Origin of the sequence: Pseudochrobactrum albidum (assembly GCF_051851455.1) — a bacterium.
Classification (GTDB): Bacteria; Pseudomonadota; Alphaproteobacteria; order Rhizobiales; family Rhizobiaceae; genus Pseudochrobactrum.
The window spans coordinates 100,758-126,022 of sequence record NZ_JBPVTR010000019.1; the positions used below are offsets into that span (position 1 = coordinate 100,758).

The 25,265-nt window shown below is 53.1% G+C and carries 30 protein-coding genes and 1 tRNA gene; 10 read left to right on the forward strand and 21 right to left on the reverse strand.

All coding sequences use genetic code 11. The features are described 5' to 3' along the window. Positions 1–2 precede the first annotated feature (2 nt). Positions 3–1,754 (reverse strand): phage terminase large subunit family protein, encoded by a 1,752-nt coding sequence (locus tag ACSTTO_RS04060; protein ID WP_439271867.1) that lies wholly within the window; start codon positions 1,752–1,754, stop codon positions 3–5. Continuing rightward, positions 1,720–2,283: a hypothetical protein gene (locus ACSTTO_RS04065; protein ID WP_439271868.1), complete on the reverse strand. Its 564-nt coding sequence runs from the start codon at positions 2,281–2,283 to the stop codon at positions 1,720–1,722. Before ACSTTO_RS04065 ends, ACSTTO_RS04060 begins: the two co-directional genes overlap by 35 nt. Before the next feature lie 117 nt (positions 2,284–2,400). Between ACSTTO_RS04065 and ACSTTO_RS04070 the strand changes: the two genes are divergently transcribed. Further along, positions 2,401–2,682: a DUF3489 domain-containing protein gene (locus ACSTTO_RS04070; RefSeq protein ID WP_439271869.1), complete on the forward strand. Its 282-nt coding sequence runs from the start codon at positions 2,401–2,403 to the stop codon at positions 2,680–2,682. Here ACSTTO_RS04070 and ACSTTO_RS04075 read toward each other — a convergent pair. The 18 genes from ACSTTO_RS04075 to ACSTTO_RS04160 all read right to left on the reverse strand — a co-directional run bounded on the left by ACSTTO_RS04075 (position 2,667) and on the right by ACSTTO_RS04160 (position 16,219). After that, the gene (locus ACSTTO_RS04075) at positions 2,667–3,917 is read right to left on the reverse strand and encodes a DNA modification methylase (protein ID WP_439271870.1); all 1,251 of its coding nucleotides are present in this window, start codon (positions 3,915–3,917) and stop codon (positions 2,667–2,669) included. The two genes, ACSTTO_RS04070 and ACSTTO_RS04075, sit on opposite strands and share 16 nt — an antisense overlap. Before the next feature lie 177 nt (positions 3,918–4,094). Then, entirely contained in the window at positions 4,095–4,679 is a 585-nt protein-coding gene (locus ACSTTO_RS04080; RefSeq protein ID WP_439271871.1) for a phage tail protein, read from the reverse strand. A 129-nt stretch (positions 4,680–4,808) separates the two neighbouring features. After that, positions 4,809–5,183: a DUF6362 family protein gene (locus ACSTTO_RS04085; RefSeq protein WP_439271872.1), complete on the reverse strand. Its 375-nt coding sequence runs from the start codon at positions 5,181–5,183 to the stop codon at positions 4,809–4,811. Further along, complete coding sequence (locus ACSTTO_RS04090; RefSeq protein WP_439271873.1) at positions 5,173–5,457, reverse strand: DUF6378 domain-containing protein; 285 nt, start codon at positions 5,455–5,457, stop codon at positions 5,173–5,175. The genes ACSTTO_RS04085 and ACSTTO_RS04090 overlap by 11 nt, the downstream gene beginning before the upstream one ends. Continuing rightward, entirely contained in the window at positions 5,454–5,939 is a 486-nt protein-coding gene (locus ACSTTO_RS04095) for a crossover junction endodeoxyribonuclease RuvC (protein ID WP_439271874.1), read from the reverse strand. The genes ACSTTO_RS04090 and ACSTTO_RS04095 overlap by 4 nt, the downstream gene beginning before the upstream one ends. Continuing rightward, a complete protein-coding gene (locus ACSTTO_RS04100) occupies positions 5,926–6,282 on the reverse strand; it encodes a hypothetical protein (RefSeq protein ID WP_439271875.1) in 357 nt (118 codons plus the stop codon). Before ACSTTO_RS04100 ends, ACSTTO_RS04095 begins: the two co-directional genes overlap by 14 nt. Next, positions 6,279–8,456, reverse strand: coding sequence for an AAA family ATPase (locus ACSTTO_RS04105; RefSeq protein WP_439271876.1), 2,178 nt, complete (start codon positions 8,454–8,456; stop codon positions 6,279–6,281). The genes ACSTTO_RS04100 and ACSTTO_RS04105 overlap by 4 nt, the downstream gene beginning before the upstream one ends. Then, a complete protein-coding gene (locus tag ACSTTO_RS04110; protein WP_439271877.1) occupies positions 8,453–9,202 on the reverse strand; it encodes a PD-(D/E)XK nuclease family protein in 750 nt (249 codons plus the stop codon). Before ACSTTO_RS04110 ends, ACSTTO_RS04105 begins: the two co-directional genes overlap by 4 nt. After that, positions 9,202–9,396, reverse strand: a complete 195-nt coding sequence (locus tag ACSTTO_RS04115) for a DUF6511 domain-containing protein (RefSeq protein WP_439271878.1) — start codon at positions 9,394–9,396, stop codon at positions 9,202–9,204. The genes ACSTTO_RS04110 and ACSTTO_RS04115 overlap by 1 nt, the downstream gene beginning before the upstream one ends. Further along, the gene (locus ACSTTO_RS04120; protein WP_439271879.1) at positions 9,393–11,057 is read right to left on the reverse strand and encodes a DEAD/DEAH box helicase; all 1,665 of its coding nucleotides are present in this window, start codon (positions 11,055–11,057) and stop codon (positions 9,393–9,395) included. The genes ACSTTO_RS04115 and ACSTTO_RS04120 overlap by 4 nt, the downstream gene beginning before the upstream one ends. Before the next feature lie 12 nt (positions 11,058–11,069). Further along, on the reverse strand, positions 11,070–11,642 hold the full coding sequence (locus ACSTTO_RS04125) for a hypothetical protein (RefSeq protein ID WP_439271880.1): 573 nt from the start codon (positions 11,640–11,642) through the stop codon (positions 11,070–11,072). Further along, positions 11,639–12,550 (reverse strand): ATP-binding protein, encoded by a 912-nt coding sequence (locus ACSTTO_RS04130; RefSeq protein ID WP_439271881.1) that lies wholly within the window; start codon positions 12,548–12,550, stop codon positions 11,639–11,641. The genes ACSTTO_RS04125 and ACSTTO_RS04130 overlap by 4 nt, the downstream gene beginning before the upstream one ends. Then, entirely contained in the window at positions 12,547–12,840 is a 294-nt protein-coding gene (locus tag ACSTTO_RS04135; RefSeq protein WP_439271882.1) for a hypothetical protein, read from the reverse strand. The genes ACSTTO_RS04130 and ACSTTO_RS04135 overlap by 4 nt, the downstream gene beginning before the upstream one ends. Before the next feature lie 196 nt (positions 12,841–13,036). Next, positions 13,037–13,585: an RNA polymerase sigma factor gene (locus ACSTTO_RS04140; protein ID WP_439271883.1), complete on the reverse strand. Its 549-nt coding sequence runs from the start codon at positions 13,583–13,585 to the stop codon at positions 13,037–13,039. Between the two features lie 233 nt (positions 13,586–13,818). After that, positions 13,819–14,226 carry a hypothetical protein gene (locus ACSTTO_RS04145; protein WP_439271884.1) on the reverse strand — a complete coding sequence of 136 codons (408 nt, stop codon included), beginning with the start codon at positions 14,224–14,226 and terminating at the stop codon, positions 13,819–13,821. Beyond that, positions 14,195–15,571, reverse strand: coding sequence for a recombinase family protein (locus ACSTTO_RS04150; RefSeq protein WP_439271885.1), 1,377 nt, complete (start codon positions 15,569–15,571; stop codon positions 14,195–14,197). Before ACSTTO_RS04150 ends, ACSTTO_RS04145 begins: the two co-directional genes overlap by 32 nt. Further along, complete coding sequence (locus ACSTTO_RS04155) at positions 15,568–16,017, reverse strand: DUF2924 domain-containing protein (RefSeq protein WP_439271886.1); 450 nt, start codon at positions 16,015–16,017, stop codon at positions 15,568–15,570. The genes ACSTTO_RS04150 and ACSTTO_RS04155 overlap by 4 nt, the downstream gene beginning before the upstream one ends. Beyond that, the gene (locus tag ACSTTO_RS04160) at positions 16,010–16,219 is read right to left on the reverse strand and encodes a hypothetical protein (protein ID WP_439271887.1); all 210 of its coding nucleotides are present in this window, start codon (positions 16,217–16,219) and stop codon (positions 16,010–16,012) included. Before ACSTTO_RS04160 ends, ACSTTO_RS04155 begins: the two co-directional genes overlap by 8 nt. A gap of 157 nt (positions 16,220–16,376) precedes the next feature. Here ACSTTO_RS04160 and lexA point away from each other — a divergent pair, with 157 nt between their 5' ends. From lexA to ACSTTO_RS04175, 3 genes are read left to right on the forward strand one after another with little or no spacing between them, the layout of a single operon-like run. Beyond that, complete coding sequence (gene lexA, locus ACSTTO_RS04165) at positions 16,377–17,036, forward strand: transcriptional repressor LexA (protein ID WP_439271888.1); 660 nt, start codon at positions 16,377–16,379, stop codon at positions 17,034–17,036. Further along, entirely contained in the window at positions 17,017–18,240 is a 1,224-nt protein-coding gene (locus ACSTTO_RS04170; RefSeq protein WP_439271889.1) for a hypothetical protein, read from the forward strand. The genes lexA and ACSTTO_RS04170 overlap by 20 nt, the downstream gene beginning before the upstream one ends. Beyond that, positions 18,209–19,315 carry a hypothetical protein gene (locus ACSTTO_RS04175; RefSeq protein ID WP_439271890.1) on the forward strand — a complete coding sequence of 369 codons (1,107 nt, stop codon included), beginning with the start codon at positions 18,209–18,211 and terminating at the stop codon, positions 19,313–19,315. The genes ACSTTO_RS04170 and ACSTTO_RS04175 overlap by 32 nt, the downstream gene beginning before the upstream one ends. Positions 19,316–19,558: 243 nt before the next feature. Here ACSTTO_RS04175 and ACSTTO_RS04180 read toward each other — a convergent pair. After that, a tRNA-Ser gene (locus tag ACSTTO_RS04180) sits at positions 19,559–19,648 on the reverse strand. Between the two features lie 388 nt (positions 19,649–20,036). Between ACSTTO_RS04180 and rplU the strand changes: the two genes are divergently transcribed. The 6 genes from rplU to ACSTTO_RS04210 all read left to right on the forward strand — a co-directional run bounded on the left by rplU (position 20,037) and on the right by ACSTTO_RS04210 (position 25,264). Beyond that, positions 20,037–20,423, forward strand: a complete 387-nt coding sequence (rplU, locus tag ACSTTO_RS04185) for a 50S ribosomal protein L21 (protein WP_439271891.1) — start codon at positions 20,037–20,039, stop codon at positions 20,421–20,423. Positions 20,424–20,447: 24 nt separating this feature from the next. Continuing rightward, positions 20,448–20,717, forward strand: coding sequence for a 50S ribosomal protein L27 (rpmA, locus tag ACSTTO_RS04190; RefSeq protein WP_439271892.1), 270 nt, complete (start codon positions 20,448–20,450; stop codon positions 20,715–20,717). A 144-nt stretch (positions 20,718–20,861) separates the two neighbouring features. After that, positions 20,862–21,545: a GNAT family N-acetyltransferase gene (locus ACSTTO_RS04195; protein ID WP_439271893.1), complete on the forward strand. Its 684-nt coding sequence runs from the start codon at positions 20,862–20,864 to the stop codon at positions 21,543–21,545. 227 nt (positions 21,546–21,772) lie between these two features. Then, a complete protein-coding gene (obgE, locus tag ACSTTO_RS04200; RefSeq protein ID WP_439271894.1) occupies positions 21,773–22,825 on the forward strand; it encodes a GTPase ObgE in 1,053 nt (350 codons plus the stop codon). Between the two features lie 7 nt (positions 22,826–22,832). Next, positions 22,833–23,993, forward strand: coding sequence for a glutamate 5-kinase (gene proB / locus ACSTTO_RS04205; RefSeq protein ID WP_439271895.1), 1,161 nt, complete (start codon positions 22,833–22,835; stop codon positions 23,991–23,993). After that, on the forward strand, positions 23,993–25,264 hold the full coding sequence (locus ACSTTO_RS04210) for a glutamate-5-semialdehyde dehydrogenase (protein ID WP_439271896.1): 1,272 nt from the start codon (positions 23,993–23,995) through the stop codon (positions 25,262–25,264). The genes proB and ACSTTO_RS04210 overlap by 1 nt, the downstream gene beginning before the upstream one ends. Position 25,265 lies beyond the last annotated feature (1 nt).

A 25,265-nucleotide genomic window follows, 5' to 3' on the forward strand; every position in this document is an offset into this window, starting at 1 on the left:
CCTCAGTTAAAATTCCAATCCTCGTAGCCCATCCATTCGGAGCTGCGGGATTGTTTGGTTTTCTGTTTTTCCTGCCGCGTCAGCTTTTCGCGCTCTTGGCTTTGTGCCAGCGCATCAAGGTTCGGATTCAGAATGTGCAATGCCGCCATGCCATAGACCCGGCAGTCCAGCGCCTCGTTGCGTCTGCCTTTGGGCATCACCCATACGCGGGTGGGATGGCCGTTGACGAATTTGGTCTGGATGCGCTCGGCGGTGAGCTGCTTGAAATACTCCTCCGGGTAATCTGCCGGAAAGTGGCAGTATCCCGGTCCGGGCTGATGGATTTTCAGCCGCGAATAAAGCATCTGTTTGGCTGTATCGGTGCCAATGGTGAAGAGCTTCACGCGTAGCTTGTTGTTTTTGCTGAACTTGCTCACCAGCGGTTTGCCAATCTGGCTGGCACCCTTGATGGCAAACACACGCTCATGCTCACGCGCTTTGCAATATTCATAAACGCGCTGCGTCTGATGCCCACCGGAATCCACACAGGCGGCAGACACCGATAAGGTGCGGCCATCTGCAGACTGAATCGTCTGGTGCAGCACAGTGTCCAGATCTTCCCAGACCTTGTTCTGCGCCGGGTCACCATGCAGCACATGATATTGCAGCGACCAGCTTTCCTGTGCCAAGCCCCAACCGATCACTTCCGCTTCCAGCCGGTCGTCCTGCACATCGACACCGGCGGTAATCACAATCACGCCCTCGGGCGCGATGCGTCCCCAGTTTTCTTTGCGTTTAAGTAGGCCGGACGGGTCTACACCCTCCGTCTTGTCCTTCCATGTCTCGCCCAGCGAGGTATTAACCCAAACCTTGAGCGTTTCCGGCAGTCGCTTCGCTTTAAGAAAGCTGACCACCATGTCTGACCATTTAACCCATGGGCTATACAGCTCGGAGATATGAAACCCGACCACACCATTAAACGGTGCCTCGGCTCGCCATTCTCCGTGAGAGAGCATCCATATTTTATCGCTTTCCTGTAGCTTGACCTTGCAATGCTCGCACTCGTAGCGCGTGCTTTCGGGGTGTTCCTTGTCGAATTTCACCTGCGCCCAGCTGAGCGTTTGATAGGTGCCGCAATCCGGGCATGGCACATAGTAGCGGCGCATGTCGCTTTGTTGATACCGCGCATCAATTTTGCTCTCGCCCTCGATGGTGGGCGTGCTGGCCGTGACCAACAGCCGGTTCCAGAACGTGGTCGAGCGTTTCTGCGCCAGTGAACCCGGATCGCCTTCCGCACCTGCGGAGGACGGATAGCGATCTTCCTCATCCAGCAGCACAATCCGTATCGGGCGACTGGCCAGTGAGGACGGGCTGTTAGCACCCGCCATGGTGATATGGCCACCGGCGAATTTCTTATGCAGCAGCGTGTTATTGCTGTCGCGGGATTTCGGGTCCTTAAATAGCGCGGTCAATACTTCCGTATCGCGTATCATCGGCGCAAGGCGATCCTTGCTCCATGTTTCGGCCATATCCAACGTGGGCTGAATCATCAGCATCGGTGACGGGTCCTGATGCGTGAAATAACCGAGGATGTTATTCAGAATCTCGGTTTTGCCGATCTGCGAGGAAGTCATATAGACCACCTCTGACACACCCGGCTCATTCACCGCATCCATCATACCGCGCTGATAAGGTGCGCGGTCGGTCACCCAGCGTCCAGGCTCACTGCTTGCCTCCGGGCTAAGCCTCCTGTGCTGATCGGCCCACTGGCTCACCGTCAATTCCGGTGGCGGCGTCCAAGCCGATATCACCGTCCTGATCATCTGGCTGTAGGTCTTCGCTTTCATCATGCTCGTAACTGGCTAATTCGGTTAATGCCTCATGGATGGTGCGTTTGAGAAAATTCTCGATTTCCTCCGGGTCTTTGAGGTTGGAAATCTGGTAGGCAACCTTCGTGGGGATGGAGAGCAGCTTGGAACGGCAGGCATTGACCATAGCCATCCAGTCAGCCTCCAGCCGATCCACCGTCACCAGCGCACCGGTTTTTTCTGCCAGATCAATCTCGGCCATATCGGCTTGCGCCTTAATCAGCCGCGCACGCTCCAGATGCGTATCACGCGGGGCAGCTCCTTTGCCGAAGGCGCGTTGCTGCAAATAATTGATGTAGGCACGCACGCTACCGACCAGCTCATACTGGTTCTTTTCCGGTTTCGGGATGATGCCATCCTTCGCCAATTGCTGCACACGACGCTCGGTCAGGCCGAATAATTTGGCGATGGTGGAAACCGGATAGGACGTTGTCATCTAACGCTCTCTTATTATTGAATTTTCTTGTCTAATTGACTTGATAAGCACCCGTTTCCAAGCATTCATGGGATTGTCCTTAAGGGGGAAAACATTAACCACTCCAAGGAGTTATCCATGACCAAGAAAACCAAAACAAAAGCCAAGTCTCAGCCCAAAGCACCTGCGGTGATTGAAGCACCCAAGCGCGAAACCAAGCAGGCGATTATCATCAACCTGCTGAAACGCGAGGAAGGAGCTACCTTGCAAGAGCTGATTAAAGCCACAGAGTGGAAGCCGCACTCAGTGCGCGGCCATCTCTCCAACCTGCGTAAAAAGCAGGGGTTGGATATCCAGCCCAGCTTTACCGAGGATGGCACCCGCAGCTATCGCATCATCGAGCCTCAGGCAGCAGACTGACGCTCCTCAGCTACGGCTGCAAAATCCTTTTCTTCACCGGCAAGCATTGCGCTTTTGCCGGTGAACTCTTCCCAGCGTTTGACGATGACGTCACAATAAATCGGGTCCAGTTCAATCAGCCGCGCATAGCGCCCGAGCTTCTCGCAGGCAATCAGGGTTGAGCCTGAACCGCCGAAACTATCGAGCACAATATCCTTGCTCTTACTGGAGTTTTTGACCGCCTGACACACCAGCTCCACCGGCTTCATGGTGGGATGCAAATCATTCTTCTGCGGCTTATTGAAAAACCAGACATCGCCTTGGTCACGCGCACCGCACCAGTAATGGTCGTTGCCTTCCTTCCAGCCATAGAGGATGGGTTCATACTGGCGCTGATAATCGGAGCGGCCAAGGGTGAAGGTGTTTTTTGCCCAGATGATAAAGGTCGACCATTTGCCGCCAGAGGAGCGGAACGCGCTTTGCAGTGTGTCCAGCTCGCTGGAACTCATGCAGATGTAAAGCGCACCTTTGGTCACGCGCAGCATGTTGGCGCAGGCATCCGTGAGGAATGCTTCAAACTCGTTACCGAGATTATCATTCATAATCTTGCGACCGGCCTTCGCACCGCCTTTGGCGCGGATTTTATCCTTGGCTGTATCGCCGTAATTCACATTGTAGGGTGGATCGGTGAACACCATATCCACCAGCTGACCATCGAGTAGCGTATCAAGCACAGCCGCATCGGTACTGTCACCGCAGATCAAACGATGGTTGCCCAGCACCCAGACATCGCCCGGCTTACTAACCGGGGTTTCGGGTGCCTCCGGCACATCGTCATCATCCGTCAAACCACCTTCGTCAATCTCAGCGAGCAGTTTTTCCAGCTCATCACCATCAAACCCGGTGAGATCAAGATCGAAGCCTTGTTCGGCCAGCTCGCCCAGTTCCAATCCGAGCAGTTCATCATCCCATTCCGCTTCCTGCGCTGTGCGATTATCTGCAAGGCGATAGGCTTTTACCTGCGTGGCGGTTAAGCCGGTCGCGGTATGTACCGGCACTTTCGTCAAGCCAAGTTGCTGCGCCGCTTGTAAGCGGGTGTGACCGGCGATGATGACCATTTCTTCATCCACCACAATCGGCTGTCGGAAGCCATACTCCTTGATGGAGGCGGCTACCTTGGCAATCGCTTGCTCGTTGCGGCGCGGATTTCGTGCATAGGGAATCACCCGACCGATGTCGATCAGTTCTACTTTCATAATCTCATTTCGCTATTGGGGTTTGTAAGTATTTGTTTTCCGGTGCTTTCATATTCGCCGCAGCGAAACGAAACGCATTTTTTCATTTTGGCCCTAGGGGAAAGCCGCGCCCTCGGCGTACCCGTGAGGGGACGCCCCGGGAGGACCCGTGGCTCAATCCGCGTGATTCGGCGGTGTTCAGGGCTGTTTGTATCGATTCAGATAGAAGGCCAGATTGCGGCTAAACTCAGGCTCAAAGCGTTCCTGAACCTTTGCCTGCATGATGGCATCGTTCTCACGTTGTCTGAACAGCTGCATGATGCCCGGGCCAAACAGCATCTTGAGCGGCAGACGTTTGCCACTTTTACGCACATATACGGTGGTCTTACTCGAGCCACGTTTGTGCGGCGCGATGAAGGCATCGGTTAGCGTGCGTGTCTTGCCATAGACCTTGGCACGCACCAGCCCACGCTTACCACCGGGTTGTTGAGTGGGCTTCTTGCTGCCCACCACAAACTCGATCAGCTGCAGCGCACGATCACGCGCCACCAATGTGGCCCAAAGCTGTTTGAACGTGGCTTTGCGGGTTTCAATGCGGCGCTTCACAGCGGCCTGTCTGCTGTTCATCTGCGGGGCGATGTGCCTGCTCGAGGCCACCTTGGCGCTCTCAGCAACACGGTTTAGCGTGCGGATAGTGGCCTGTGGCGCAACCTTGGTTTCAAGCGCGTTTAATCCGCGCCTCAATTTCTTGAGGTCGTGCTGTACGGTAATATCGAATGCCATGGGGAAACTCTCGACCGCGATATGGGGGGCTGCCTGCGTGCGCACCTCTCGCGATTATGGTGTTGATTATGCTCAAAAATGTTGCAAGTGTCGAGAACTAAAGTGTTGCAACACTTTTTACTCTATCCCTCAACCATTTAACCGCGCTGCGATTTTCGTACAGGCAATCACCCATTTGCGCCAAGCGGTGGAACGGTCACAGCCCAGCTCCCAGCAAATGGTTTTCCAGCGCACTTTGGCGGCGCGTTTCCAGATCAATTTGCGTTCTTCCACCTCAATCCATTGCATCCAGTCAAAGGTCTGCTCCAGCCGGGTGATGGCATCCGGTGTGGCGCGAAGGCGCATCGGCATCGGTTCCATCTGCATGATTTCATTGGGGCTGTGTTTCATGTCCGGCCAAAGGTTGAAATAACCCTGCACGCGCACCGGTGGTAATTTCTTGAGCGTATAAATCGCTTCCTCAAAATGCTCTGCCACATCCTTTGCTGTCCATTTATCTGCCATGCGCACCTCCGGATTGTTTGGTGACATCCGCAAGCACCGCCGCATAACCGGCGACATCCACCATGCTGTCAGTGTGGGTGGGATCATTGCTCAGGCGAGCCAGTTTTAAATCCAGCATGCACAGCACCACCTGTTCGGCGCTGACTTGCACACCCAAGGTGAGTGACCAGCGTTTCGCAATCTGGTTGAATAATGTGGCGGCATCGCCATAGCTCTGCCCACGTTCCTCCACGATGGTAAGCGCGTGTTGTAATAGTCTGGTAGCGTTGCTCATGCTGGCCTCCCGATAGTGTGTTGCTGGATGGCGTAATGAAGGAGCGCGATGGCATCGGCCTCGTTGTCATCTTCCGGGTTATGGCCGAGCGATTTCACTGCATGGATGACAGCCTGCTTGCCCGCATTGCCTTTGCCGGTGATGAATTTCTTGATCGTGCCAACCGGCACGCCCTCGTAAGGAAGGCGGTATTCCTCACACCATGCAGTGAGTGATGCGAGGAAGCCGCCATAGGCGTGCGCGGCATCGACACCGAGGTGACGACGCACTTCCTCGAAATAGACCGCTTCAATCTCACCAGCGATATTGCGGGTTTCATTGAGCCAGCGTTCAAAGCGAAGGTAGCGCATGCCGCCACCCTCAAATCGGCGTGGACGGAAATACGCCGTTCCGCTCAGGATGCGACCATGTTTATTCGAGAGCGCCCAGCCAGTCTTGGTGCCAAGATCGAGGCTCAGGATAATGGGATTAGGATTGTTCATGTGTGACCTCCGGATTGATTGATGGTTGGAACGGACTGCGCGGATCACCCTCGACCGGGGAGATGTGTCCCCGGCAGGGACACACTCTCCCGTAGGGAGAGGGAGTTTCACCCGAAACTGGATTAGGCTCTGAAAGTTTTGAAAACATTGGGTTTTCTGGCAGTCCGCGCAGTTTGTTTTGCAGATTTTTTGTGCGGACTGGAAAAAACGCGCAAAGCGTTGCTATTGCTGGTGTTTTGACCTGTTTCCAGTTTTGCGCAGTTCGCAGATTTGTGACGGACTGGCGCAGTTTTGCGCGGGCAATCGGGTAATAAAGGGCGATGAAAAAGAGGAATTCGGTCATGCCTGATCCTCCTCATATATCCACACCCGAGGATTCTCGACCGGTAGCGCCGCAGCAGAAAGCTTGCATTTATAATGGCTGGGATAGACTTGCCGTAGCTTGGAACTGACTTCGCCGGTTTCCGGATCAACTATATCCTCACCGGTAGCCAACTGCATGCCCTCGACACACATATAGCCGTATTTGGTGCGGGAGGCTTTGGGCAGGCCGTATTCCTCCGCGTCACGGAAAAACTTGATGTAGCCCTTGGTAGAGAGCACCTCGAGGCGTTTGCGAATGGAGGTTTCACCGCCCAGTCCGGCGTGATTTTCAAGCGCCTGACAAAACTGGTTCATGGTGTAAACATTGCCTTTGCGGGCCTGCTCGTAGATGATCTGCAGGATCACATCGTGCTTTCTGCGCCGCTCGGCATCGAGCTTTTGACCATAATCCTGATTGACCAGACGCTCGGAGTGGTGCTCCAGTTCGCGCCACGCATCATCAATCTTATCGACCAGTTTGCTTGGCAGTTTGGGGCCGTTGCGCAGTTCAAAAATAATCTGACGCACGCTTTGCTGCTCGTCCGGCTGGAACATGATCAGCCCGGTGGTGTAATATCCGCGCAGGCTGCTGGCACCGGAGAGCGCCTGAAACGGGTCTTCCTCCAGCTTCTTCTTTTCAATCTTACGGGTATGGTGGGCGAGGATAAGCCCCGCATCCGGATTCACCCGATCACGCAGAGCATCGAGCCGCTGCTGCAGGAAAAACAGCATGGCAGCGTTGTCATTCTCACCGGCATCGCTATCGCCACCGTCAAACACATTGCGCAGTGGGTCCACCACGATAATATCAATGGCCTCGCTGAAATGCTGAGCGATGGTATTGGCCGTAGCTGTCACACCATCTGCATTGAGCAGCATTTTGCATTGGGGCGTGATGACCAGATTTTCGCGCACCAGCGGCAGCAGATTTGTGTCAAACCGCAAAGACTGCAAACGCTCGCGCAGGTAATGGTAGCCAATCTCCGCTTGCAGATAGAATATCCGCATCGGGCGCGGTGGCGTCATGCCAAGAAACGATACACCCGCTGCCATGTGAGCCAGTAGCGCCAAGAGAAAATCACTCTTGCCGACCTTGGGAGCGCCGCCGAATACCAGCAAGCCTCCGGGAGTCAGCACACGCGGCGCGATCAAATCCTCGGGCATCGGGCTGGTATCATCCAGTAAATGACCAACCGTGTAGGCGCTGATCGTTGGCTGGATGAGATCGGTTTGGTTTTGCTGTTTCTTGATAAAGGCACGTACATCCATACCTTCTGCCACCGCATCGGCGGCATCCCAGCCCTCCGGTTTGTCATCAGGTATTGTGAGCGTGGTCAGTGAGGCAATGCCTGCCTGTGGTAAGAAGGAACGCAGATTGTCGGCGTAATCACGGCCAGCCTGATCATGATCAGGCCAGATCAGCACATGCTTGGATTTCAACGGCGACCAGTCGGTTTTCTCAAGCGGTGCCTTGGAGCCGAACATAGCGGTGGTCGCGGCAAAGCCTTGGGCGATAAGCGCGTCTGCAGCTTTTTCACCCTCAACCAGCACCACATGGTTGGTTAATTTTAATCCGGGTTGGTTATAGAGCGGGCGTGGCTCCGGCGCTTTATATTTACGGGCGATCACATCCCACGGACGAAACTCCTTACCGCTCGGCGGGTCATAGCGATACACGCACGCGAGCAACCTGCCATTGGCATCCAGATAATCCCATTTTGCCGTGTGCGGGCCGAGCTCATCCTCAGGCGCTGCTGGTAGTTTGGCAGAAGTTCGCACAGTTTGCGGCGCAGTTTTTGCCATGCCGAGCCAGTCCTGCGCGGAGCTGACCACCTCCGGGAATTGCGATTTGGTATTCAGGCCATTGCAGGCAGCCCAGAGTTCGAAGATGTCGCCACCTTCACCAGTGGCAAAATCATGCCACATACCGGCTTTCCCGCTGTTCAACTCCACCTTGAGGCTGTCACCCTTGACTCCATGAATATCGCCCACCTCAAACACGCCGCGCTTAACACGGCCAGCGGGCAGCAGATAGGCAAGCACCTGATCGAGGCGATCCAATAAGGCTTGACGCACTTCATCGGTGGGGATGGTTTCCGGCTTAGACTCCCAGCCTTGCGCAGGCGCATCGTTAAAATCAGTCCAGCTTGTCATACGCCCTCCCAGCAACGGTTGCGGTAGGCGCAGAAGCGACACTCAAAATGTTCAGGGTCAGCCGTATGGCGTGGCAATAATTCCCCGGCCTCGGCAGCGCGTAAAATATTCACAGCGCGGTCACTGGCTTTTTGCGCCAGCGCGGCATCAAATGGTATGAGCTCAAAATACAGCTCTGCCGTATCCTTATTGATGGCGGTAAACAGCGCAGGATTCTGGCAGATGCCCGGAACCGAGCCTTCCATATAGGCTTGGTAGATCGCGATCTGCGCGGCATAGACCGGTTTGGATTTAGCGACACCGCGCTTAACCGTATCTTTCCATGATTTGGCATTGAGCGATTTACACTCCCACAGCATCGGGAATGTCAGACCCAGCTCTGCAGGCGCGTTATTAATAATGCCGTCGACATGGCCACGGATGCGACCACCGGCAACCGAGAAGCCAAACTGATGCCCGTCGCGCTTATGGGTGAATAACTCAAACCCGGCGGCACGCAGCCATTGGATGGCTAAATCCTCAAAGACATGACCAGCAGCAAAGATGCGCAGCGTTTGGCCTGAGAAATCCTCATCCTTCGGTGTATGCAGATATTCATACTGCAAAGCGCGATTGCAGCTAACGCCAAGCCGGGATGCACCGAGATAATCCCGCGCAGGCTGTTTGGCATTGGCCTCGCACAGCGCATGGTCAATCCTCTCCTTCAGCTGCTCAGTGAATGTGGGTCTATGGTTGAAATCCAGCATCAGAACGGGATCTCCTCCGAGCCCTTGGAGAGCTCGTCCATATAGGCCGTAACCACCACCTCAATGAGGGTGAGTGCCTGTTCGCGGCTGAGATCAGCGAAGGCTTTGTTCGGGCCTATCTCGGCAACGATCTCACCCAGCGGGCGCAATGCCTTTTCCATGCAGGATTTTTCAAAGTCGGTTGGGTCAATCATGCGGCGACCCTCCCGGATGCAATTGCCTGCTGGATGGCGGCATTGTTGAACTTCATCGTCATCAGCGCCGAAGCCTTGTAACGGGTCAGGCTGAAGTCATTGCGGTATTTAGGCGGCAGGTAGCGCAGTTGGTTTTCTGTAGCGGGCTGATGCAGCCAGCTGCGGGTTTTATGTGCGGCGCTTTCGGTTTCAAACAGGTTGAGCCAGTCATCGGCAGCGGCGAAACACACTACACGCTCACCGGTTGCCAGTAGCTTGGGCTGCTCATTCTTGCGGCCACCCACGGCATACCACTCGCCATCTTTGAAAAAGACGCCGCCCCATGCCTCAAACCCTGCCGCGATGAAATAATGATCGTCACCGCGCAGATCGCACCACAGGAAGCTGGAGCGCTTGAGAATATCGATTTCCGTCATGTGGAAATCAGCCGTAGGCGCGGATTGCTGGCTGCCTTGGCTTTCCCAGATGTAGCCGCAAAGCGGGCATTCTTTCACCGCGATGGGAACTTCTGCGGCACATTCCGGACAGTCTTTGTAAGGAGCATCGCCATCCTGACACTGGTCATCCAGCTGCACTTCCTGCTCCAGCGAGCCATGCATGATGGTCGAAGTGCCAAAATCCAGCACAACGCAGTCTTTTTTGACGATGCCGGGGAATTCTGTCGGATCAACAGTACGCAATCCTCGCCCGATCATCTGGATCATGGTGGATTTGTAAGAGCTGGGCCGCAGCAATACGATGCAGGAGGTTGGCGGGTGATCCCAGCCTTCGGTGAGCACCGCGACATTCACTATGACCTGAATCTTACCGCGACCGTAAGCCGCCAGCGTATCAACCCGGTCTGCCTCGCGCATGTCACCCCAGATCATGGCGGTAGTAACACCAGCGCTTTGAAAGCTGGCCATCACATCACTCGCATGCTCAACAGTGGAGCAGAACACGACCGTTTGCCGATCTCCAGCCTGTTCCTGCCAATGGCGCACGACCGCATCATTGATGGGGCGCGTGTTCATGATGTCGGCCACCGCACCCATGTCATAATCAAGCGCGGTTTTGCGAACACGGCTCAGCTCATCACGAACCCCGACATCCATCACAAAGGTGCGCGGCGGCACGAGATGGCCGGAAGCAATCAGTTCCTTGACCGTTATCTGATCAGCCACATTGGAGAACACCGGGCGCAGACCTTTTTTGTCACCCCGGTTGGGGGTGGCGGTCATGCCCAGTAATTTGAGCGAGGGGTTGAGGCTGCGTGCGTGGTCAATCACCCGCATGTAGCTGTCAGCCCGGGCGTGATGCGCTTCATCAATCACCAGCGCATCCAGCACCGGCATCTGCACCAGATTGCTTTCGCGGGATAAGGTCTGCACCATGGCAAACGTTACTGCGCCATCCCAGCTTTTCTCATTGGCATTGAAAATACTCGTGGAAATGCCGGGATTGACCCGTTTGAACTTACCTTCGTTCTGTGCGGTTAATTCATCACGGTGAGCAAGCACGCAGGCGTTTTGCAGATGCTTGCCCATCATGCGCCCGATCACCGCCGAAAGCATGATTGTTTTACCCGCACCGGTGGGCGCGACGGCCAGCGTATTGCCATGAGCAATCAACGCATCGACCGTTTTACCCACCAGCTCTTTCTGTCTTGGTCTAAGCAGCATGAGCGCCTCCGATTATTGCGCCCATGAAGGCAGGTTAGCGGAGCTGCTCTGTGGCTGTGCCGAGGCAGAAGATGTGGACGCAACAGCACCCATTAAGGAGGCGTATTCCTTGTGGTCAGGGGTGATGGCGATCTTGATGGCGTTTTTGTCATTGCCATGCTGATCCTTTTCCATATCCACCCGAGCCAAAAACTCGATGCCATCCAGATCACCCAGACCATTGATGCGGCGGGCATTCTGCGCGGCAGGTGAGTTATCTTTATTGGAAATGCCGCGAGCGGAATTAAGAATGCCCTTGATGAAAGCACGACCGATATTGGCCCAGTCTGGCCCTTTGGGGCTATGAAGGCCAATCAGGCTCCAGATTTTGCGGCGGGCATATTTGCCATCCAGCACCACAAATTCACAGTTCAGGTAAACCGAGCCAGTGGTGTTATTCTGTGTGGCCCAGCCGCCAGTCCAACCTTGCTGGGCGTTATCATGCCCACCGGGTTTGATGGACATGCGCACTTTTACCAGTGTGCCTTTGGGGATTGGGTCAAAACCTGTTTGATCATCAGCAGTGTTAAAATCGTTCCAGCTCATGCTTGGCCTCCATTATTTGATTGCGCTACCGCTTCGCTGCTTGAGCGCGTGTTATTTTCAGATTGTTGGGTGGGTTCAGGGACGGCATAAGTGAGCCGCTGTTCGGCGGGCTTGGCGGTGCCGGAGATCTTCTGGCAAAGCCGACCAAGATGCGGCTCCTCCATCTCATCAAGGCGGCCAGAGCGATCTTTCGCCGGGTAGCCCTGAGCATTGAGGGTGTGGCAGATAAAGGCGCGGAAGGATTTGCCCTCCGGCGTGACCATCTCGGCCATGGTGATGACCTGATCAACAATGCCGGGAAGCTCGAGCGCGGTTTTGCTGCCTTCAATTTGCGGCTGGAAGAAGCGGCGATTAAAATCGTCGATCTTTTCGTCCAAGATGCCGACGAACCAGATGTTCTTACCCCGCGTATGCTGCAGATGGGTGAGCCATCCGATCATCTCCTGACCATGCAGGCCGTATGCGCCGCGAGTGTCCGGTTTGCCGGTTTTTTCGCTAAACGCTTGCGGCTGACCCTTGCACCAATTGAAGCAAAGGCGACCGGCTACGGTGATACTGTCGATGAAGATGGTGTCGTATTTATCAAGCGCGGCGCGGTCGCCGTATTTCTGGCAAACTGCGTCATAATGCGCCTGACTATAGGGCTGCTCATCGCGCAGTGCCGGGTTCGGGCCACCAATATAGGCGGCAATATCCCGGCAATCCTGCCATGTGCGTGGACGGATGGTGTCGCCTTGCCAGCCCTCAATCGCCAGATCACCGGCTTCAAGGTCAAAGAACAGCGTCTTTTCCGCAGGCAGTGTCCATAGCAGTGAGGTTTTGCCAATGCCGCTCTTACCAAAGATGCACCCTTTGATGCCCTTGGTTTCTTTCAGGCGTTCATCGGCTGAGATGATAGGAAGTGTCATTGAGCACCTCCTTTGCGGGAAAGCGCATCAACGATGTTTTCCGCACCCAGCGCACCTTTCTTCCGAGCATCGCGGTAAAGATTGCGAATGGCGTATAAGCGGCTGGTTAAGGCATCATTTTCTTTATCAAGCGCCTGCGCCGCAAACTCCAGATCATCCAGCGTTGCTTCGGTAATGGGCTTGGTGATTTCTTCCTCAACCGCGCCCAATGCAGGGATACGGATATAGGCGGGAAGATTTTTGCCATAATAGCTGTCCTTCAACAGCTTCTGTAAGGTAGGTTTAAACATATCGATCTCCTTGATTTCGATGATTTGTGAAATGCTCTTTGGTCGTGTCGGCTCTAGCTGCCGGGTCCTGACGCCGCCCAAAGAGCAAAGCGGTCGCGGTATTTCCCTGAGGTCTTGTATTTCCGCGAGAACCCGGCATGTTTTCGTGCCTTCAAGGAGTTACTTACCGAGAAGGTTCACGAACTGTCGGAGGCGGTCAGTGCAGGTACTCATCAATGCCCCGCGACCCGAGATCGGCACGCAATTCGGCCAGCGTTCCGTAGAGCGTGGCGCGTGGTGTTCGGGTTTTGCGGGAGATTTCGCTCATGGTGAGCGTGCGTAGATCGACCAGCAGCAGGACCAGATGCGGCGGCATGTGCTGGATGGCATCTTCAAGGTCGATACGCAGATCGCGCACCGTCATGTTTTCCGTGGTGGGATCAGGCAGCGCATCATTTTCGCCGTCCTCATCCTCAAGCCACGCATCCAGTGAGAACTCACGGATGCCGGAACCGCGCTTTTGTGCTTTGGCGGCTTCGATAATGCTGGCGCATTTATGATTGAGGATGCGGTCGATGAAGGTTGACCACTTGGCCTTTTCAGGATCGAACGCCTGACTGCGTGAGAGATAATCGAGCATTATCTCCTGCTCGAGATCTTCCACCTCAACGCCGTGAATGGCCGGGTGGCGCATCAGGCTGCGTGCGTGGTATCGGACTTGGTTAACTACATAAGGGTCAATTCCTTGGTACTTGTTTTTGCTCATGGTTTTCGTCTCCAGTTGCGGTTAGCCGCCACGGGGGCGGGTCAACTGGGACTGGCGAAAACTCACCGGAGACCCTGAAAATTGGTGCGTTACTCAGGGCGCAAAAACGAAAAAAGCCCCGACATGCGGGGCTTTGCGGTGATGAAATTTTTTTGAAAAAACTTTGTGGTGGTTCAGTGAAAACTCACCGAGATGAATTCCAAACCATAAAGCGTAACGTTATGGTTTACGGTTTATGCATCAAAACCAAAATGGGTGAGCTGCTCATGCCATAGGTCGGGGAATGGGGTTTGCATATCTTGCAGGCTCAGGCCACGAGGCTGTGTGCCGTCCAAGATTGCCTGTTTGATTTGCGGGGCCAGCAGATTGAGGCGCAGGATGCGTGAAATGTAAGAAGGGTTGATATTCTTACGTTTGGCCATTTGCTCAATGGAGGAAAACTGCCCTTTATCCATCTGCGCCTGCCAGAAATGAGCCTTAGCCAGCGCCTTGACCATGGTTTCATCGGGTTTACGTATTGGAGCAGCCGCCTGTGCGCCTTCGGGCAGGACCATTAGTTTTTTGCCACCATACCGCTTGATTTTTATCGGCACCTTGATGGAGATGATATTATTCTGAACCGCTACAACTGTTGTATGCATACCCTTTTTCCACTTGCTTTGTTCGACTGTCTAACTCACGCACTAGGCTGTCGAGACCCTCTGCACGCACGCGCACATCCACATATTCCGGATAGAGCACGACCTTCTCCAACATGAGGTGCAGCAACCGTTCCTGCTCCTTGGGGAAGAGTTCATTCCAGACGGGAAAGACATCCATTAGCGCGGCTCGCACTTCGCTTTCCGTAATGGTTTCATCCAGCCGGGATGCCTGCTTCCATGTCTCGATAATCATTTCCGGTGCGGCAAAGATGGATTGCAGTTGGTGCAGTACCACCGTTTCAATCTCGCTGGCCGTCACCTGTTTGATGGGGCAATCCGGGCAACCACCTTTTTTGTAATTCACCGCGCCGTAATAGCGGTAGAGCTTGCCGCCTTTCTTTTTGGTGTGACATGGTGTCATTGAGCTGTTGCACCCACCGCAGCGCAAAACGCCGCATAACACCGCCTTGGTTCGGCGCTTGGTGGAAACCGCACGCTCTCTGGGGCTTTGCTGCATCGTGTTGTGTGCTCGCTCCCAGAGGTCATCGGAAATGATGGCCTCATGTCTGCCATCGTAGATTTTTTCCTTATGGCGAATCTTGCCGATGTAAATCGGATTGTTCAGGATTTTATAGATGGCACCCTTATCCAGCGGTGTGCCGCCAAACTCCCTGCCATTTTTGGCCACACGTTTTTTGCTGAGAATTCCCATCGCAGGCAGCTCACGCGCCAGCATCGTGACGGAGCGAAGCATGACAAAATGCTCGAAAATGGCTTTTACGGCCTTGGCTTCCTCCTTGTTGATATGCAGCTGGCGGTCGCGCACCTCATAGCCCATGGGCGTAACGCCACCCATCCACATGCCTTTGCGTTTGGAGGCCGCGAATTTATCGCGTATGCGCTCACCGATGACCTCACGCTCAAACTGTGCGAAGGACAGCAGGATATTGAGCGTCAGCCGCCCCATGGAGGTGGTGGTGTTAAATTGCTGCGTCACTGACACAAAAGACACTTTATGTTCATCGAACAGCTCAATCAGTTTGGCAAAATCCGCCAGCGAGCGTGAGAGCCGGTCCACCTTGTAGACGACAACCGTATCAATCAGGCCGTTTTTGATATCGCTAATCAGCCGTTTGAGGGCTGGCCTGTCCATATTGCCACCGGTGAAGCCGCCATCGTCATAGGCATCGGCCAGCATCATCCAGCCCTCATGCTTCTGGGATGCGATGTAGGCTTCACATGCCTCACGCTGAGCATCGAGGCTGTTGAACTCCATGTCCAAGCCTTCCTCGGTGGATTTGCGCGTGTAAATGGCGCAGCGGGTTTTTCGTTTTATCTCGCTCAACTTCGACCTCCTTTTGGTTGTTTTAGCCCAAAGAAGGCAGGGCCAGACCATGCCGCACCGGTGATATGCCGCGCTATTTTGGAGAGGCTGCTATAAGTGCAGCCTTGATATTCGTAGCCTTCTTCCAACACTGAGACCTGATATTCCACACCGCGATATTCCCGGATAAGCCGTGTGCCGACCATCGGGCGGGTGTAGCTGAGTTTCTTCTTTTGTAATGCCCCACCAGAGCTGAAATGCTCCTTCGCCGCTTGTGCAATACGGTGCTCGATATCCGGGCTGATGCCATAGGCCAGCTCCTGCAGGCGATATGCGAGCTTTTTGACCAGAAAGGGTTTTGTACTGCGCGGTGGAGGCTCCTGATACAGCTCCTGCCAGAGGTCTTTAATCTCCGGCAGGCTCATTTTGGGCAGGCTGGAAACCCGCGCCAAGACCATCTTATCCATCTGTTTCTCCTTGGTTTTTATGGTTTTCGTCCATGGCATGAACGCTTGGAAAAACCCTGAAGTCCAGTGAATTAGAAGCTTTTTTGCTAGGTTTCTTAGTGGTTTGCGCTTGTTTTAACCGCACCATGCCAGACGCTAAAATCTCTGCGATTTCGCTGCGGCGCTCATCCGATTTCATCAGGCTAGGATGAAGGGTGTTCATGGGTAACTCCTTGATTCATTTTCAAGGGGTTACTTACTGAAATGGCCTGCAATCTGTCGGACGTGGTTGCAGGTTGCAAACGATTAACATTAGGGTTGCATTATGCGGGACCTAATTTATATTAGGGTTTTATTTGACGATAAAACAAAGAGGTTAGATGGAAACGCTCACGCAAGCGCAGCGGAATTTACTGCAGGCAACCGAACGCCTGAAGCAGACCATGGGGATGTCGCCCACGGTCAAAGAAATCGCTGACGCTTTATGCATCCAGCCGCCCAGTGTGCATGAGGCACTACGCCGCCTTGAGGAGAAAGGCTATATCCGCCGCGCTCCCCGCAAGGCCCGCTCCATCGAAATCATCAAAAGCATCACGCCAACATCCACACGCATGGTAGCGGTGCCGATTATTGGCAAAGTGGCCGCCGGTACACCCATTCTGGCAACGGAAAACAGAACCGGCGATGTGATGGTGCCGCAGAATGTCGTGCGCGGGAACTGCTTTGCACTGGAGGTGCAAGGCGACAGCATGATTGAAGCGGATATTTTTGAGGGCGATTACATCGTAGTCCGGCAGCAGCCGATTGCCGAAAATAACGACATTGTCGTGGCGATGATTGACGATGAAGCCACGGTGAAACGCCTGTTTATTTCTGAGGATCGTATTGAACTGCGCCCTGAGAATAGCCGGTTACAACCGATCCACGTAGGAGCGGGAGATGAATTAAAAATCATTGGGAAGGTCTTGCATGTATGCTCGAAGGCCAGCCCTGTCATGACAAAACAGGAGGCCCTCCAGCATGAGTACATACAACCTTAGAAGATTTGCACAGCCTGATGTGCTGAAAAATATCCAGCAGGATAACCTGATCCAGTTTCTCAAAACATATGAGGACTACCTCGTAGAGCGTGGCTTCAGCTTTGACCTGAATGAAGATAATGAGCTGGACTTCGAAAAACTCTGCGAAGTGCTAATGAACCCTACGGAATCGATGAATATCGAGTTTGTGGAAGCGCTGTTTTTCATTCAGGAAATGTCTGATAATGAGCATTACGAAGAACTGCATTCTCAGGCTGAGGCCAATAACATTGAAGTAGGTGAAGAGCCTTCCACTGCTGACCTTGCGCTTGCCTTGTGGCTACATGACCCGGAACTGTTAAAGCGCCCGCATGCCGAAGTGATGGTGATGAAGCCAAAGTCCTTCATGTATTTCCAGTCGGAGAAAAAATCCCCGGAAACATTTGATTTGCCCAAGCCTGAGGTAGTGCGTGGGCTGGAGCAGGATATGGATCGCTGGTTCACGCAAAACAAGCGTGGCACTGGTTGCCGTATTTTACCGGTCGATGCTGAGGATGAAAATAAAACCTATTTCCTCATTCGCCACGGCATGCCGTTTAAGCGCGAAGGAAAGATGGAATCCGGTAAATCCAAGAGCATTTTCTACCGACCTGAATTCCACGATGTGCTGATTTACGACCGGGTTAACAATGAGCTGGCCGTATTCAATAAGTCAGGGGCCAAAAAAGAACGCATGATGTATCTGGGTTTATTCAGCCAGCATCTTTTTGGTCAAGCCGATTATTTCCCGGGTGCAGAAAAATACACGCTGCAGCCATTGATTGATAATGGGGTCGATGCGCTTGCATGCGCTGATGTGCCGGGCCTTGAAGAGGTGAAGTTGGTGGAAATCCAATTGCAGTTCCGTGGTCCGTTTAATGATAAGCAAACCCTGCGCTCGAATGATATTTTCGCCTCTTTTGAAGCCAGAAACAAAACCTTTCCAGTGTTCGGCACACTGGCATCAGCCAGCTTTGCCGTGAAGTTTGAAAATGCCAAACGTGCGCGAACGGTGAAGGTCAGAACACCGAATGTAGCCAATTTTGACCGTAAGGAAGATTCTCACCTGATTGAAATATGGCTTCGCAAGCGCGGCTTCGTGAACGAGCAAAAGGACCATGAAGAAGCGAATACAGCAATTAACAAGGCAAGCCATGAAAGCACTTCTATCCCAGCCATGGCGTAAAATAGCTGATCTCGCAGGCGGCAGAGGCGTTCAAGCAGAATGGCAAAACTTTCCGGCTGAGCTACTAACCCTCACGCGAGACGAAGCCACGGCGATTCCCTGCAATGGCAGGTCCGGTTGCTATATGAATGTGGTAAAACACAGCCCCAGCGATATTGTCGGCATCTGCACATCAGAAATCAAACAGTGCGACCGGCGCACCTTAACCAAAACTGACATTGCGATATATCGCCTGAATCATCAGCAGCTGGCAAAAAAGATTGCAGAGGCCATTGCTTTCACAGAACAGCTTGAGCAGATATCCGGGCAAGGACCACTCTGGAAGTTAGGTACGTTAAACCCTCAGGCAGAGCATCATTTCACAGTCTATTGCTTTTTAGGGCAAACCTCTTCCCAGCTCGAGAAGGTGATGAATCAACTCTGCATGAGTAATCAGACGCCGTTTTTGCTTCTGGCATCTTTTAGCGGATTGATCAGTGCAGCGTGCAGTGATGCATCGAACAGGCATAAATCTAAAGTGCTGGGGATTGATGATATTTTGAGTGTTGATGATGCTGGCGCTGTGCAGGCAAAGGAAAATGCTCAGACGGTTGTTCAGAGTTGGCTTGATGAAGTGTTGCCAAAATCAGCCAAGCCAAGTGAGTCTCATACGATTATCCTGCCCTCAGGAACAACTTGGGAAAACATAACCATCACTTTCTTAACACGTGATATTATATCGATTAAATGCGGCTCAGAAACTGCCGTTAATTATGAGCGCTTGCATATTCCGGGAATGTTTGTCGCTTCGCAAAGAGAGAAAAAGCCTTCAGATCGATGGTACCTGTTGATGGCTTTTGCCCTGTGGGGACCAACATTAAATCGAGAAAACCTTAGGACACTGTATAGGCATGACGACTGGAATAGAATGCGAACCCAAAAATCATCATTGAGCAAATCGCTAAAGCAGTTCTTCGGCCTCGATGAGGAACCGATCCCATATGATAAGAAGTCTTATGAGTACCAACCAATCCTAACAATTCGGCAAGACACCAACTGTGATTTAAATGACTGGATTGCGGATATTCACGACTAATGCCACCCATAGACAGTTACAAACGGTACGGATTGAACGCCTTGGATTCCTTGACTAAAAATGCCGTACTGCGTTTTTCCTGATACGGGTTTTTCAGGAGAGAGGGCATAAGAGAGGAAAAAACAGAGAAAAACGGGGTGTTTTGGCTGGGCGCAGTCAGGAATGGAACCGCTCAAAAGCCCGCATTTACTGGGCTTTTGCGCCGATGCGCCATCGGGCATAGCAAGTTTCATTATAAGTTAATGGCGGAGAGGGTGGGATTCGAACCCACGGTGGAGTTACCCCCACGCCGCATTTCGAGTGCGGTACTTTCAACCACTCAGCCACCTCTCCGCGGTATTATTTATGCGCAATATTGGCATATATCAGCTGTTTGTCGTCTGAAAAGCCGTTTACCTGCATAAAATGTATGCGATTTGCTGAATGTGCGATGCGCTCATAACGCGGAAGGCAAATTTAGACAAGTCCTAATCGCTTTGCGACAGCGATTATTTGACAGATTATCTGCTTTTATCCCTGAAAAACCTTGACGCGGCGGCAGTTTTGTCACTATATGCAGCCTGTTGCCGGAGAGGGGAAGCCTGACTCTGGCTTTTATTGTGTGTTTATCAAATCTTAAACTGATGTTTTTGCTAAGATAAATAATAACTGTCACGACTGACAAGAAGACGGCCCCCGATGAAACGGGAGAGCCGGAAACGAACAACCGGAAGGAAAACAAATGTTCGCAGTCATCAAGACAGGTGGCAAGCAGTATCGCGTTGCCGCCAATGATGTGATTAAAATTGAAAAGGTTGCCGGCGAAGCCGGTGATGTTGTGGAATTTGCAGAGGTTCTGATTGTTGGCGAAGGTGAGAATGCCACAATCGGTGCGCCACGCGTTGAAGGTGCTGTTGTAACTGCTGAAGTGGTTGAACAGGGCCGTGCGAAAAAGGTTGTTGCCTTCAAGAAGCGTCGCCGTCAGAACTCCAAGCGTACCCGCGGTCATCGTCAGGAACTGACAACTGTCCGTATTTCTGAAATTCTCACAGGTGGTGCAAAGCCATCCGCAAAGAAAGCCAAGGCTGCGCCGAAAAAGGCTGCGCCGAAAGCTGAAGCTGCTGAGTAAATAACGAATTAAAGGAGAATACCGATGGCACATAAAAAAGCTGGCGGTTCATCGCGTAACGGTCGCGATTCGGAGTCGAAACGTCTCGGCGTTAAAAAATTCGGTAGTGAAGCTGTTATCGCAGGCAACATTATTGTTCGTCAGCGCGGTACCCAGTGGCATCCGGGTGCAAATGTAGGCATGGGTAAAGACCACACCCTGTTTGCAAAGGCTGATGGTATTGTGTCTTTCAAGACCAAAGCCAATGGCCGAACCTTTGTATCTGTAAACCCGATGCTCGACGCTGCGGAGTAACCGGTGCTCCTTTTATATACCGGTGTTCTCGTTGAACCCGATATATAAAAGCCAGATTGTCCGGCGTAAAATATTGAAGGGGAGACGGGAAACTGTCTCCCCTTTTTATTTACCCGGAGGAAGACCGGACGGTCTGAGATCACAATGACAAAATTCCAGAGCGGAACAGATTTACACATTCAGGTATCTTTATCAGACAGGCCGAATATTGGCTTGTCGCCGGTTGATCTGAAAGGTGCGGGACTAACCGGAAGTTATGGTGCTCCGGTGAGCTTGCGCGGGTCTCCTGTGCAGATTACCGAGCGGCTTGTGTTGCGCCCGCCCCATGAAGAGGATATTGATGCGCTCACACAACTGGCGCAGAATATTAAGATTGCGCGGATGCTTGCGCGTCTGCCACATCCTTATTCCCGCGAGAATGCGGTTGAATTTATGGCACTTGCCGCATCGGGTGCAGCCGGTTTACTGGTTTATGCCATTACGCTTGCCGATAGTGGTGAATTTATCGGCTGCATCAGCTTGCATGATCATAAATACGGGCCGGGTTATGAGATCGGTTATTGGTTGGGTGAGCCTTATTGGGGCAAGGGCTATGCCACGGAAGCAACCACGGCCTTGATTGATTTGGCATTTCGTGAATTATCCCTGGAGCAGATTCATATCAGTGCGCAGAGCCGTAATGAGGCCTCAAGGCGGGTGATTGAAAAATGCGGCTTCAGGCATACCGGTTCAGCTATCGGGGTTTCAGGTGTGGACGGAGATGTGCCGGTGGAATGCTATGTGATGACCCGCCAGCAATGGCTGGAATTGCGCGGCGCAGGCCAGTAATTGATAATAAGGATTATGCCGGGCATATAATACCGGGCATATATGGATATTGCGTCAGATATGAATGAAAAGCTGTATGCGGCTTTTCATTCAATCTCCGGCCTCATTGTCCGGCAGTTTTCAAGTTGGGGTTTTTCCTGTATTGGCTTTGCCGGATAGCTTATCTGTCATTCTCATTTTTTAAAGCGGAATATCCGCAAACCGGTGATACCGGAAAAGGCAAGCACATGAAATTTCTCGACCAGGCAAAAATTTATATCCGTTCCGGTAATGGCGGTGCCGGTGCGGTTTCGTTCCGCCGCGAGAAATTTCTGGAATTTGGCGGCCCTGATGGTGGTGATGGCGGGCGCGGCGGCGATGTGTGGGCTGAGGTTGTGGATGGCCTGAATACGTTGATCGATTATCGCTACCAGCAGCATTTTCGTGCCAAAACCGGTATGCATGGCATGGGGCGCAATATGACCGGCGGCAAGGGGGCTGATGTTATTTTAAAAGTACCGGTGGGCACGCAGATTTTTGAAGAGGATAATGAAACCCTGATCTGTGATCTCACCGAGGTCGGGCAGCGTTATCGTCTTGCAAAGGGCGGTAATGGTGGTTTTGGTAATTTGCATTTCAAAACCTCAACCAATCAGGCGCCGCGCCGTGCCAATCCGGGGCAGGAAGGGATTGAACGCACATTGTGGCTGCGGTTAAAACTGATTGCTGATGCCGGTCTGGTTGGTTTGCCAAATGCCGGAAAATCAACTTTCCTTGCCAGTGTTACCGCGGCCAAGCCGAAAATTGCCGATTATCCTTTTACAACGCTGCACCCCAATCTTGGTGTTGCGCGGATTGATGCGCGCGAATTTGTGATTGCGGATATTCCGGGGCTGATTGAAGGCGCAAGCGAGGGGGTGGGGCTTGGCGACCGCTTTCTTGGCCATGTGGAGCGCACCCGTGTGCTTTTGCATCTGATTTCTGCGCAGGAGGAAGATGTTGCAAAAGCTTATCAGATTATTCGCGGTGAACTTGAGGCCTATGGCCATGGTTTGAATGACAAGCTGGAAATTGTTGCCCTGTCACAGGTCGATATTCTTGATCCCGATGCCCGCAAGGAAAAGGCGCAGGCATTGAAAAAGGCCTGTGGTCAGGAACCGTTATTGATCTCGGCTGTGAGCCGTGAGGGTATTGATACTGTCTTGCGTGAATTGGCGCGTATTATTGAACAGAGCCGCGCAGAGGAGCGGGAGCAGGCAGGCGCGGCAGCAACCACTATTGCGGATATGGGAAAGAAATGAGCGGATCATGACGATCGGGGCGCTGAAAAATTATCGTCGTATTGTGGTAAAAATCGGTTCAGCTCTTTTAGTGGATCGTTCACATGGCCTGAAACAGGCATGGCTTGCAGGCCTCGGGGCGGATATTGCCGCATTGCAGGCACAGGGTGTGGAAGTGCTTGTGGTTTCTTCCGGTGCCGTGGCGCTGGGGCGCACGGTGCTGGGCCTGCCGGCAGGCACGCTGAAACTGGAGGAAAGCCAGGCAGCGGCTGCAGCAGGGCAGATTGCATTGGCTAAGGCCTATGCCGATGTGCTGGGAGCGCATAATATTATGGCAGGGCAGGTTTTGCTTACCCTGTCTGATACGGAAGAACGCCGCCGTTACCTTAATGCCCGTGCAACCATTGAAACCCTGCTGAAACTGAAAGCCGTGCCGGTTATCAATGAAAATGACACGGTTGCAACCAATGAAATCCGTTATGGTGATAATGATCGTCTGGCGGCGCGTGTTGCCACTATGATCGGTGCGGATCTGCTTATTCTGCTGTCAGATATTGACGGACTTTATACGGCGCCGCCGCATAAGGATCCGAATGCCCGGTTTCTGGCTGTGGTGGAGGCAATTACACCGGAGATTGAGGCTATGGCCGGTGCTGCGGCTTCTGAATTATCGCGTGGCGGCATGAAGACCAAGCTGGATGCGGGCAAGATTGCCAATGCCGCAGGCACTGCCATGATTATCACGTCCGGAACCAGAGCCAATCCGCTGGCCGCGATTGACCGGGGAGAACGGTTCAGCCTGTTCAAGGCTTCTCATGCGCCGGTTAGCGCATGGAAAATCTGGATATCCGGCCATCTTGATGCGGCAGGCCAATTGGTGATTGATGATGGCGCGCTGAAAGCGCTGAAATCGGGAAAATCCTTGCTGCCTGCCGGTGTGCGGGAGGTGCATGGCAATTTTCAGCGTGGTGATACGGTTGCTATTCTCAATATGCAGGGGCGTGAGGTTGCCCGCGGGCTTGCGGGCTATGATGCTGCAGACGCTGTGAGGATTGCCGGCCATAAGAGCAGCGAGATTGAAGAGATTCTCGGCTATTTTGCCCGCTCCTCCATGGTGCATGCCAATGACCTGGTGATCCGCGGGGCTTACAGGCAAAATGAGGATGTATTTGAGGGGGAGCACGCATAATGCAGGCGGAACAGACTGTTGCAGAAATTATGGCAGGGCTTGGGGTTAAGGCGCGCGCTGCGGCCGCCCCGCTTGCCATTGCCACGGCAGAGCGCAAACATGCCGCTCTTATTGCTATGGCTGAAGCCCTGCTGCGCCGCAAGGAGCTGATCCTTAATGCCAATATGCTGGATGTTGATGCTGCGCAAAAGGCTGGTATGGCCGCATCTTTCATTGACCGGCTGAAACTGGATGAGGGGCGTATCCGTTCCATGGCCGAGGGGATTCGTGCCATTGCTGCGCTCAAAGATCCGGTTGGTGAGGTGATTGCCGCATGGGACCGGCCGAATGGTTTGCATATTGAACGTGTGCGCACACCGCTTGGTGTGATTGGTGTGATTTATGAAAGCCGCCCGAATGTGACGGCGGATGCCGGTGCCTTGTGCCTGAAAGCGGGCAATGCGGTGATTTTGCGCGGCGGTTCTGATTCTGCCCATTCCTCGCGGGAGATTCACGCTGCCCTGATTGAAGGGCTGGAGGCTGCAGGCTTGCCGCAAGCCGCCATTCAGATGGTGCCGGTAACAGATCGTGCAGCTGTTGGCGAAATGCTCAAGGGGTTGAATGGTGCTATTGATGTGATTGTACCGCGCGGTGGCAAAAGCCTTGTTGCGCGTGTGAGTGAGGAGGCCCGCGTGCCGGTTTTTGCGCATCTGGAAGGGTTATGCCATATTTATGTGGATGCCAGTGCTGATCTGGAAATGGCAAAAAATATTGTGTTGAATGCCAAAATGCGCCGCACCGGCATTTGCGGAGCAGCCGAAACATTGCTGATTGACCGCAAAGCGGCTGCAACGCATTTACGGCCGGTGCTGGATGAGTTGGCAAAGGCTGGCTGCGTGATCCGCGGTGATGCGGATGTCTGCGCGCTTTATGAACAGGCTGAACAGGCCGCGTCGGAAGACTGGGCAACGGAATATCTTGATGCCATTATTTCTGTGGCGCTGGTTGAGGGGATTGACGGGGCATTGGCGCATATCAACCGTTATTCCTCACATCACACAGAAGCGGTGATTGCAGAAGATGCAACTGTTGTTGAGCGGTTTTTCAATGAAATTGATTCAGCCATTTTGTTGCATAATGCCTCAACGCAATTTGCCGATGGCGGTGAATTTGGCATGGGAGCAGAGATTGGTATTGCAACTGGTAAAATGCATGCGCGCGGGCCGGTCGGGGTGGAGCAGCTCACCTCTTTTAAATATCATGTGCGCGGTAACGGACAAACGCGGATATAAA